Annotated in this window: 8 protein-coding genes; all 8 read right to left on the bottom strand. The window is 41.4% G+C overall.

The features are described 5' to 3' along the window. A partial coding sequence (locus BK127_RS41025; RefSeq protein WP_144026723.1) for a hypothetical protein occupies positions 1-2,001 on the bottom strand: 2,001 nt, incomplete at its 3' end. A gap of 58 nt (positions 2,002-2,059) precedes the next feature. Continuing rightward, positions 2,060-4,690 (bottom strand): CARDB domain-containing protein, encoded by a 2,631-nt coding sequence (locus BK127_RS41020; RefSeq protein WP_076238407.1) that lies wholly within the window; start codon positions 4,688-4,690, stop codon positions 2,060-2,062. After that, entirely contained in the window at positions 4,690-5,946 is a 1,257-nt protein-coding gene (locus tag BK127_RS41015; protein ID WP_076238406.1) for an S-layer homology domain-containing protein, read from the bottom strand. Before BK127_RS41015 ends, BK127_RS41020 begins: the two co-directional genes overlap by 1 nt. Before the next feature lie 33 nt (positions 5,947-5,979). Next, positions 5,980-7,026, bottom strand: coding sequence for an S-layer homology domain-containing protein (locus BK127_RS41010; protein WP_076238405.1), 1,047 nt, complete (start codon positions 7,024-7,026; stop codon positions 5,980-5,982). Positions 7,027-7,427: 401 nt separating this feature from the next. Further along, positions 7,428-7,814: an immunity 22 family protein gene (locus tag BK127_RS41005; RefSeq protein ID WP_076238404.1), complete on the bottom strand. Its 387-nt coding sequence runs from the start codon at positions 7,812-7,814 to the stop codon at positions 7,428-7,430. A gap of 40 nt (positions 7,815-7,854) precedes the next feature. Further along, positions 7,855-8,100 (bottom strand): hypothetical protein, encoded by a 246-nt coding sequence (locus BK127_RS41000; protein WP_179097815.1) that lies wholly within the window; start codon positions 8,098-8,100, stop codon positions 7,855-7,857. Positions 8,101-8,685: 585 nt separating this feature from the next. Further along, positions 8,686-9,078 carry an SMI1/KNR4 family protein gene (locus BK127_RS40995; RefSeq protein WP_256711691.1) on the bottom strand — a complete coding sequence of 131 codons (393 nt, stop codon included), beginning with the start codon at positions 9,076-9,078 and terminating at the stop codon, positions 8,686-8,688. A 14-nt stretch (positions 9,079-9,092) separates the two neighbouring features. After that, positions 9,093-9,628: HNH/ENDO VII family nuclease (locus tag BK127_RS40990; protein ID WP_179097814.1), on the bottom strand; the 536-nt coding region annotated here is incomplete at its 5' end.

Genomic DNA, 9,628 nt, shown 5'->3' with positions numbered 1-9,628 from the left:
CATGTAACTTATGCCTTTAAATTCGGTATTATCGGCTGTTGAATACGGACCAAGCGTACCGGATGTAAACGTGTTATCTACCGCATCGATAATGAGTCCATTTCTCTCATAGACCTTGATGTGTGAGCCTGTTATTTTAATTTTGTACGAAATCTGCTGTTCAGTCGTTAAGATGTGACTCACTGGTGGAGAAATCAAAGTTTTCCTGCCGTTTACGATACGAAACAGCTGTACATTGTCTTTATATACTTCGACTCTATACATATTTTGGTGATTTTGAATTCGGAATCCCATACCCGCGTGATAATCAGGACCGTCCAGCTTGGCAAACTTCATCGTCCATGAAATCGTACCGTTGAGCACCTGTTGAGACGAAGGATTGAACAGTTGGCCGAATGTAATAGGTTCGTTGCTGTATGGGGATTGTCCAGTGCTTGGCTTGTATCCGTAGGAAATCGAATATTCGACTCCAGCTTTAGTCGTGGAACCTCCAATATACCTTGTGCTGCTAGTAGGTAGTTGATTGCTACGAGGTTGTGGATTAATTTCAACCCCGGAAAGAAGGTCAATCGTCTTGCCAGTAATCCGGTGTGTTCCATAGCCGTTCTTATAGGTTGTATAATCTTTGTAACCATCAGAGGTACTTGTGCCTTCCGACCATTCGAAGAAATCTGAAGGCTTGGTTGTCGTTACCGCACTTGTACTCAAATTTTCGTAGTAGTAATTACAACCAGCAGGTGTCTCATATTCAGAGTCATAAGGCCAACAATAGGATAAACCAACATATTTTTGATCAGCTGATACTCCGCCTCCGGTAAATCCATTGATATAATCATGAGCTACAATTTGTTTAACAATAGAAGGAAATCCAGTTTCAGCATCCCATCTAATTAAGTGGGGTTTATTGTTAATTCTGCTTAAAGTATAATAGTTGCCTTTCGGATCTCCAGCTGGTGCCCAATACCCGATATCCTCATCATCAACACTTCGCTTAGCCCCACTTGATGTTCCTAAAATTTGATCCAAGCCGTCAGGTAGATACGCGATATAGCCATTCTGTGACGTGTTACCGGGATTTGATCTGGGCTCGGCAGGAATATTGTCAAATGATTCTGTCTTATAGGGGGTAGCCATATTGTCAGGCTTAAACGATTTAATTGTCCTGGTAGTAAGATTAATTTCCTTAAAATCTGAATTAAACCGCATACGGGCATAGCGACCAAGCTCATCCCCATTACTAAATGTTCCTCGTGCGCCCGTATAAGATGGTCTACCTGAATCGATTTCTATCAAAAAACTTCCAGATGCCGATGCCGATGCTCTTAATGCAAGAAGATCATCAATTCGGTACCTCCACCAATATTCATTATATTGATATCTACTCCCACCTGTATTTCTAGGCGAAACTATAGTTCGGAACATAATTTCTCCTAAATCTTTGCGCACATACATCACTGGAGCGCTACCATTAACTGCAAAGGGGCTCAGTAGTATTGGATCGTGCGTATCTCCTAGTAGATAATGCTTACCATAATTCGTATCTGCAAATGTCGCGCTACTTACATATTCTCCTTGACCCAAATAATGGTAAGGCGCGGCCCCACCGTAAGGTAATTTAATCTCCTTTGGATCAAGATCCATATTTTCGGCTCCTATCGGCAAGGAGAATTTACTATGCACTCCATTGCCCATCCTAGCGCTTATTAATCGACCATCGGCTGATGCAAACCATCCATTGTTGATCCAAGATTTATCTAGGCTGGTGTTCGTCCAGCTCATAAAGTCGGACGCTGGAAAAGGAGTTACATTGATTGGCATAGGCTCTGTGGCTATGCCTGTAGCTGTAAAAGTGGCTTCCGGATTATCATTGATCGTATCTCCACTTCCAACGGTATTTACAATTTTTTGGCTGTAAGCTACGTTGTCATTAAATACTAAAGTAAAAAGGGATATAATCAATAACAGAGATATAGTAATGTTTTTGGATTTTTTAAATCTCAACTCTTTATTCCCTCATTTGCCTCAGCAGAGTGGATCTATGCCACTCTGCTGATTTATTTTAATATCTGAGATCCGTAGGTTGTCCGGGAATTTCAATGCCTTGGAGTCTCCACTGATAGCCTCCCACATGCTTACCTTTCAAGGTGAGGATATGTGCATTTGTTTTGGTTACGATAAGTGGTTCGGACCCTGCCATATACGTATACTCCCAGCCTATAATTAATGCGTCTTCGTCAATGGCGGTTGTCGTTTCCGCATCATTGAATGATTTATCGTTGTTAGCATCGTAACTAAAATACCAGAAACGTTTGCTGATAATATCCTGGTCAATCGACATCACGGTACCCTCTATTGTATAGGTGGCGAGCCCTCCGTCGGATAGTTCTCGCGTAGCCCTGCTGTTCGCTGTGTTGCTAGCAATCGGGTCCAGATCTGGTGCCACATCGATGATTTCAACTGCCTCGCCCGTTAAGCCTTCGGTATCTGTGACGATAAGAGATATTTTATACTGACCAAGCTTCGAGGTTTTAAAATCTTTCAGTTTGCCTGTTAAGGGATTGATATAAGTCAAGTCTGCCAAGGTTCCTTGTGTCTCGCCCGCTACTGGATTGATTGACCACGCATAGGTTAATGTAGAATGCTTAGGACTGCTGCTACGTTCACCGGATAGCTGGATACGTCGATCTTCCTTTAGCCAACCACTAACATCGATTACAGCTGTCGGTTCCGGCCCTATAACATACAAGATTGAACAACCTGTAGCGCTGACACCAGACTCATTCGTGCCTGTAACACATACTTTATGCGATCCTTTTTCAGACGCCGTTATGTTATTGTACTGAGCTGCATTTAGCGGGCTAGACCAGCCTTGAGCTAATGGTAAACCTGCTACCCAAGGAGAACCGTTGTTAAAGTTCCATAGCCGCGTAACTTTTTCATTGCGACTATCTGAGATCGTAGGCTTTAAGTAGACATTTGCGCCTTGAACAACCTCGATTACCTCTTGATTCGTGGATGTATCGTACCAAGCTAACGATACAGTGGGCGCACCTGCCGTTTTAATAATTTCAAACGACTTGGGACCGGCATAGGCTGTTTTCCCGCAGCTGTCAAGAAGGGCGTAATACACTTTGACGTTGCCAGCGGCCATGTCTCCCGGATACTTCGTCCCATTCCAAGCAAATGGGATATCGTCCGTCATACCGGATACCGGGCGATAGGGGTACTGATAGGCCTTAGTACCTTGTTCAATGGCAAACCTGCCCTCTACCGGTGTACAAGTGGAATTATTAGGATTTTTTATATCCACTTCGAAGATATTCATATCCTTCCATTCAATAACAGGAAAGCGAACCGATAATTCTACGACCAAGTCGGGTGATTCTTCCATACAATGATTAACTGCTGTAAAATTTACTGTTAGGCTGTTGTTATTATTGTTAGATCCCTCATTAATATCGTCATTACTATCCACAAATATAGTTATACTTTTCATCGTATTTGCCGAAAAGGTGTAATCAAACTCACCAGTGAGTGTCGTAATCCCAATCCCGGTAGGAAAGTCATGGGTTGCTATCGAAATTCCGTCAACACTTATGGATGTTTTGAACCCTTTAGAAACAGCGACGTATTTGTTTTCTATGGTGTATTTGAAGTGAGCTGATACGTTTGATTCAATACAACCTGGTCCTGTAAGAGAATTAACTGTAAGGTCAGGATTAGTTGCTGGTGGACCTGTAGTAGCATAGGCTTTTAATTTAGGGTATTTGTAGGTATTTCCACGAACTTTGATGGTCCAGTTGTCAAACCATTCAATAACTATTCCGTTTGAATCATCGGATATTAAATTGTCATAAACCGTATCGAACGTTATTGTATAATCGAATCGATAGCCGAATGTAGATTGATTGATAGGCATGATTTTTGTATTTGTGATATTACGTTTTCGAAGACTCATTGTAGCATCTGGAGTAAATTCTAGATCTTCTTCCTGTAAATTAAAACCGGATACATAGTTTCTGGGTATTTTAATAGCTCCATAATTGAAGTCGAACGCGGCTGGCATACTTAAGTTTCCAGATCGTGTTGTGGTTGCTTGGTTACAAGGCCTGTTGTCTGGAAATGTAGTAGGGAATGGAGACAAATTTTCGATAGGTCTTACTGTGTAATCACAAGAAACTTGTGAAGGTTGAGGTACAATATCTGGATTCCTCAAATAATGCCTATTGGTTTGTGTAACCGTTAGCGGATCTTCTCCCACAGCTGGCGGTTCATCATAGTCGTACATCCATACTCGCCTATTCCCAGGGTCACGGAACCACTGGAAGGGTCCCTTTCCTAATTCTAAGGAAAGAGAACTTACCACCTCAATGCGTTCAGCAGTTAAAGGAGAGCTTAAGCGATATTTATTCCCTCCCGCGTTAACCAGTGTCCCATGAACATTACCAGAAGCATCCTTTAACTCTACTTTAGTAATAGGATCTGTTGAATCTATGGTCACATCCTGAATATTCATTGTGCTAGAATTTGAAAACAAAAATTCATCGCTTGGACTTGCTTGGTGTACAGGTGATGAATAAACGACATCAGCAGGAGTTAATTCGGCTGCTTCGGATATATTGGGAAATGTAAGTATCAGATTCAAAAAGGTAATAGCTACCATAAAATAACTATAAAACTTTTTGTTCATTATTTGCCTCCCAAGGAAGCATCAAATTCAGAATCATAAATACCTAAACCATATTGTTCACCAAGTGACCTAGCATTGCTTTTGTAGATGGATGTACTTCTATCTTTTGTAAGTAAAGGCTTTTTAGGACCTATTTGACCTGTAATTAGACGAGCCTCACTTTCTCCTTCCTCAAAATGAAGGATACCTCCTTGATAGTAATATCCAAGGCCATTACTCACATAAGGCGCGAGTCCAGCAATATTTATTAAGTTACCATCACTATCTACACTGTCATCATTACCATTATTAAACATATGGAGATATAATGTTGATATTTGAAAACCATTTATTTTAGGTGTCTCATATCGTATTACATGATTAAAAGAGAGGAAAACATAGGAATTCGATGGAATTTCCGCTATAGGTGTACGTGTCTTTCCAACTGCCTTATTCCAACGCATATTGTCCTGCAAGTATTTCTTGTTCGGATCACGCGGATCATCCATATCAATCACAATATACTTTTCAACCTCAGACATGCCTAATTTGCTTTCATATCGAATTTCATCCCAAGGAAATACCTGTTCCCGCGGAACACCATTATACTTCTTAGCGCTACCAAAATACTCAGGTGCCATCGAATATACATTCGTCCGATGCCAAGCAATTTCTGCTTCTGACGTTGCGTATTTATCCGCAGGCAATACCGTTCCTGACTTAATTTTCAAAATACGTTCGATGACGGTAATTGCCTCAGCTCGGGTTGTAGGCTTGTCCATGCCTAATTCACCGCTTTCATTCAATCCGGTAATGATTCCTTTACTTGTTGCTAAATACATCCACTTATTTTCTTCATTTGTAGTTGCACCTGTTCCTCTAACAGCAATTTTGGCCATTTCATCACGAAGGATATTCCGATTTAGGTCTGAATCAGAACCCGTTTCATCTTTGGTGATTAAACCATTCGCTTGAGCCGATGCTAAGAACTTGCTGTGCCAGTACTCACTATTGGCAGGATCAGTTTGAAAGGCTAGACCCGTTACCAGCATTTTTACAAACTCGGCTCGGGTGATCGAATTATTCGGTTTGAAGGTTTCATCCACGTACCCATCTACGTATCCTTTGGATACAGCAAGTCGGATATCCGACTCGGCCCAATGTCCGTTTGTATCCGTGAAGTGAACAGCTGCCGCTGCTTGTGTTGAGGCAAGAGGAACGAAAGCCGTAATGCTTGCTAGCAAAGTAACCATTTTAATCGATTTGATTAGTTTCATAAGTATTCCCTCCATTTTTTTTGTTAAATTAATTCAGGATTGTTCATAAAACAAAGGATATTCCTTTCCCCCAATCGCGTAATTCCAACCACCTTTTAATAGATACTCCTTCAACTGTTCTTTGTCGACACTCACAATCAGCTTCGTTCGGGTGATTCCTGAATCTTCGTAAGTCACAAACTCTGGACCTGATCCTTGAACCGAACCTGGTATAAGCTCATCCATACGAAAGTAATCTGCTACTTGCAGATCTTGCTGCAGCTTCCTCAGATCCCATGACAATTTAAAAGAAAATGCGTAACTTCCCGATACATTCTGTTCCTGTATCTCAGAGGCAAAGGGGGTTGTAGGATCATTGCCATCGATCACCGTAATTTCCTCGATAGTGAGCCCTACCTCCCCGATCCGATACTCAACAGGAAACTTTCTGGATGCTGGTTGGCCCAAGACACTCATGAAATTGGTACCCGTCAAGGAAAGATCGGTTAACTGAATAGCCCCCTTATCAACAGGCAAAACCCCACCGTCTTTCAATCGCAGTACACGATCGATCACCATGACCGCCTGTGCGCGTGTTGTCGATTCACTCAGTCCGATTCGTCCCCCTTCCAATCCTTGTATTAAGCCTTTCTTCGCTGCGCTATATACAAGTGCCGGATCCTCTACCGTGATTGCAGGATTTCGCAGTTCTATGTTGGTAGCACGAGTGATCAAACGCACGATTTCCAGCCTGCTGATCTCTCCGTTCATATCCTGGGTGAAATCCATATCCCGATGCACTCCTGATTGGGTCGCCGCCTTCGTATAGGGCTCGTACCATTCTCCAGATTCCGACGTAAGCTGCTGACCTATCGCGGCCATCAGCATTTTAATAAACTCAGCCCGGCTGACAGCTGCATCCGGCTTGAAGGTACCATCCGAGTAACCATCTATATAGGCTTGCGTAACGGCTTTTTCGATAACCGACTGGCCCCAATGATGGTTGATATCTTGAAACCTGCTTTCTTTGGCCTGAACGACGCCCAGACTTGCGAAGAGCCCAGCTGTTACAAGAGTACTGGTTACGATTCTTTTGATCATCCGTAAGGTCTCCTTTTAGAATTGCGGGTTTTGTGGAGCTAGGGAGGATATGGCCTACACCTCGTTATAAAGTTATAACTTTCCGTATAGGGATAAACAAATTATAGGCTTCTTATTTTGAGTCTAAATACCTGTTTTTTATCTATAATTCCATAATTTTCTTTTATCCACCTATTATGGTCGATAGTCTTTTACATTCAAATAGGACTATTGATTCATTATCGTAAGTCCTCTCCTGATCTCTGAAATGGTTTTCATCCATCTTTGCAAAAAAATATTTAGGTAATACTTTTCAAGCATTTTGTGTGAGTACTAACGAAATGACTAAATCTTTATACAGGTATTACATGAGTTGAGTGTATTATTGAATGATGGATTTATTCGGCACTGGGTAGCCCCCATTATTGATATTCTACCGTTCCTAAGAATCTCAGGTAATTCGATTGAATTGTAGCTTCGACAATTTCCCCAGTATACTTAAAGTTATAAAGTAAAACTACTGCATTAATATCATTTGGCAATTCTTCCTGCACTAGCGTATCAAATCTCGGGGCAATTTCATCATCATAAGAGAATCCTTCAAGTATTTGATTCAGGTCATTACTCGCCTCTTCATAATATTCTGCTTCTCTAACAGCATCGTCATATCTACGAATCTCAAAGTGTTTAGCAAATATCGAAGGAACAAAATCTCCTTCATCAGAATAAGAAACAGCGAGCAATCTATCCAACTCATGGGTGGTTTGAACATTCCCTACCCACAGAGATACGAATCCTTCCTTTTTCATGTTAAGCCTCCTCAAGGTTTTAGCCCCTCCGGCAGAGCATCTACCCCACCTTCGAATCTATAATTTGCCAATAGCACTGGCTCTGGTCGCTCATATAAGCAACTAGGTCAACAAGAATCAGTTTCTCATACGGACTTAAACCATAACACTGATGGATTTTATGCGGCAGGATGGTATATCCTTTGTGATGTCCTGTAAAGTTGCTCTCCTTGGCAACTTCGTCCATGTACGCATTAGCGGCTTTGTTATTCTTAACCAACCAGAAGTCGTTGTACTTCGTCTTCATATGCAATACCTTCCTTCTTGTGCTGTTATTCCGCCACTCGGCGGCTATGTAGTAGGGAAGGCGGCTAGCCCGAAACGTATCCTTACCTGTTTTATGCCATTTTATGTTGACTGGTCGTCACCAGATTTATTGACTTGCACAATAACTATCGCATCTTATGTCCAGATTGTTACGGAGCAAAATAGATATTCTAGTCCCTGTCCTATAGTGGTCGGGCTATGTCGCTTTGAAGTTGCGGATTTCTCCTTTCACTCTCCCGATCGGGGCGGCGTATTCTACAGTTGCATAAGATTTTGAAAAAACCGTAAGAAAACGAAGATAACAAAAAACAGGTCAATCATGATAGTATCTGACCATAATCGACCTGTTAGATGTAACGGAGTAACGATTTTTAGGTTGTACTATTCAAGCATTTATGTGCGTACAAACAAAATGACGAAATCTTTATACGGGTGTTACATAGGTTATATGTGTTATTGGTTAAGTTGTGGGTTCATTCGGCACTGGGTAGCCCCCCACATGATATACTAGGGGACTGGCAAGACCATCATATTTATAAGTTATCAATACCTTCTTGAAACATATCTATTGTATAATCATCAAAGGTATCATAGCGGACGGAAAGTTCTCCCCCCCCCTAATACAACTAAATACTCTTTCGTCATTAACATCAGCGGAGTACATACATCGAACAAATTCTCCTGAATCTTCAATCACAATTAGCCCCATATCTAACCCTATGTTTCTCCATCTTTCAGTCGCCTTTACTACAGACGCCCCAAGATTTCCCTGAACGCCTACGATTTCAACACCACATATTCCTCCTGAGCCATATTCTTTTAGAAATTCTCGGTAACTTTGAGGAAACTTTAAACCAAGCATTTCTTCAGCATTAAGAATATCTTCCTCTGATGCTCCTCCGAAAAAATCCCTTTCTTCACCATGTTCTTCGATCATTTTTATTATTTTCTGATTCATGGTATCCCTCTTTTCTATTCTTCATTTGCACGCATTTTCCAGTAATTGCTTCTAAAATTATTATACTGTTTTTCAAGCAACGGATCATTCCTGAAGCTATTTCCATCCTCTACCAAACCATGTAATTGACTGCTGTACTTATCGTGGGTAGATTCAGCTATTTCAACCATACCTCCTGACTCTTTTTGAATCAAATGTTGCAGTTCAAATTTACTCTCCACTCCGTCTTTTACAACATAGGGAGATTTCCCTTTCGACATTAGTTCCTTATTAGTTAGTCCGCCTGCGGCCGGATCTTTCGGCACATAGTTTTTATCAATCTCGATTTGGTACACTCTTCTTGATACATCTACATCTTTTCCTGCCACTTTAACAGATCCTTTTACTTCTACAGCAGTATATTTATCTGGTAACCAATCCAGTTGGATTTTTTCAGAAGATAGTTTTGTGGGTTTTAGTCTACCATCACCCGTCCCCTCAGATGAAAAATTATGGACGCCATCTGCGATCTTGCTCACTCCATTGCCGATCGTTGTTACACCCAAGGCTG

The organism is Paenibacillus sp. FSL H7-0331 (genome assembly GCF_001956045.1).
The sequence above is the reverse complement of the archived record's forward strand: the minus strand, read 5'-3'. Positions and strand labels throughout refer to the sequence as shown.

Coding starts and splice junctions, on each gene's coding strand:
- BK127_RS41020 (WP_076238407.1), bottom strand. CDS start 4,690: ATGAACAAAAAGTTTTATAGTTATTTTATGGTAGCTATTACCTTTTTG.
- BK127_RS41015 (WP_076238406.1), bottom strand. CDS start 5,946: ATGAAACTAATCAAATCGATTAAAATGGTTACTTTGCTAGCAAGCATT.
- BK127_RS41010 (WP_076238405.1), bottom strand. CDS start 7,026: ATGATCAAAAGAATCGTAACCAGTACTCTTGTAACAGCTGGGCTCTTC.
- BK127_RS41005 (WP_076238404.1), bottom strand. CDS start 7,814: ATGAAAAAGGAAGGATTCGTATCTCTGTGGGTAGGGAATGTTCAAACC.
- BK127_RS41000 (WP_179097815.1), bottom strand. CDS start 8,100: ATGAAGACGAAGTACAACGACTTCTGGTTGGTTAAGAATAACAAAGCC.
- BK127_RS40995 (WP_256711691.1), bottom strand. CDS start 9,078: ATGAATCAGAAAATAATAAAAATGATCGAAGAACATGGTGAAGAAAGG.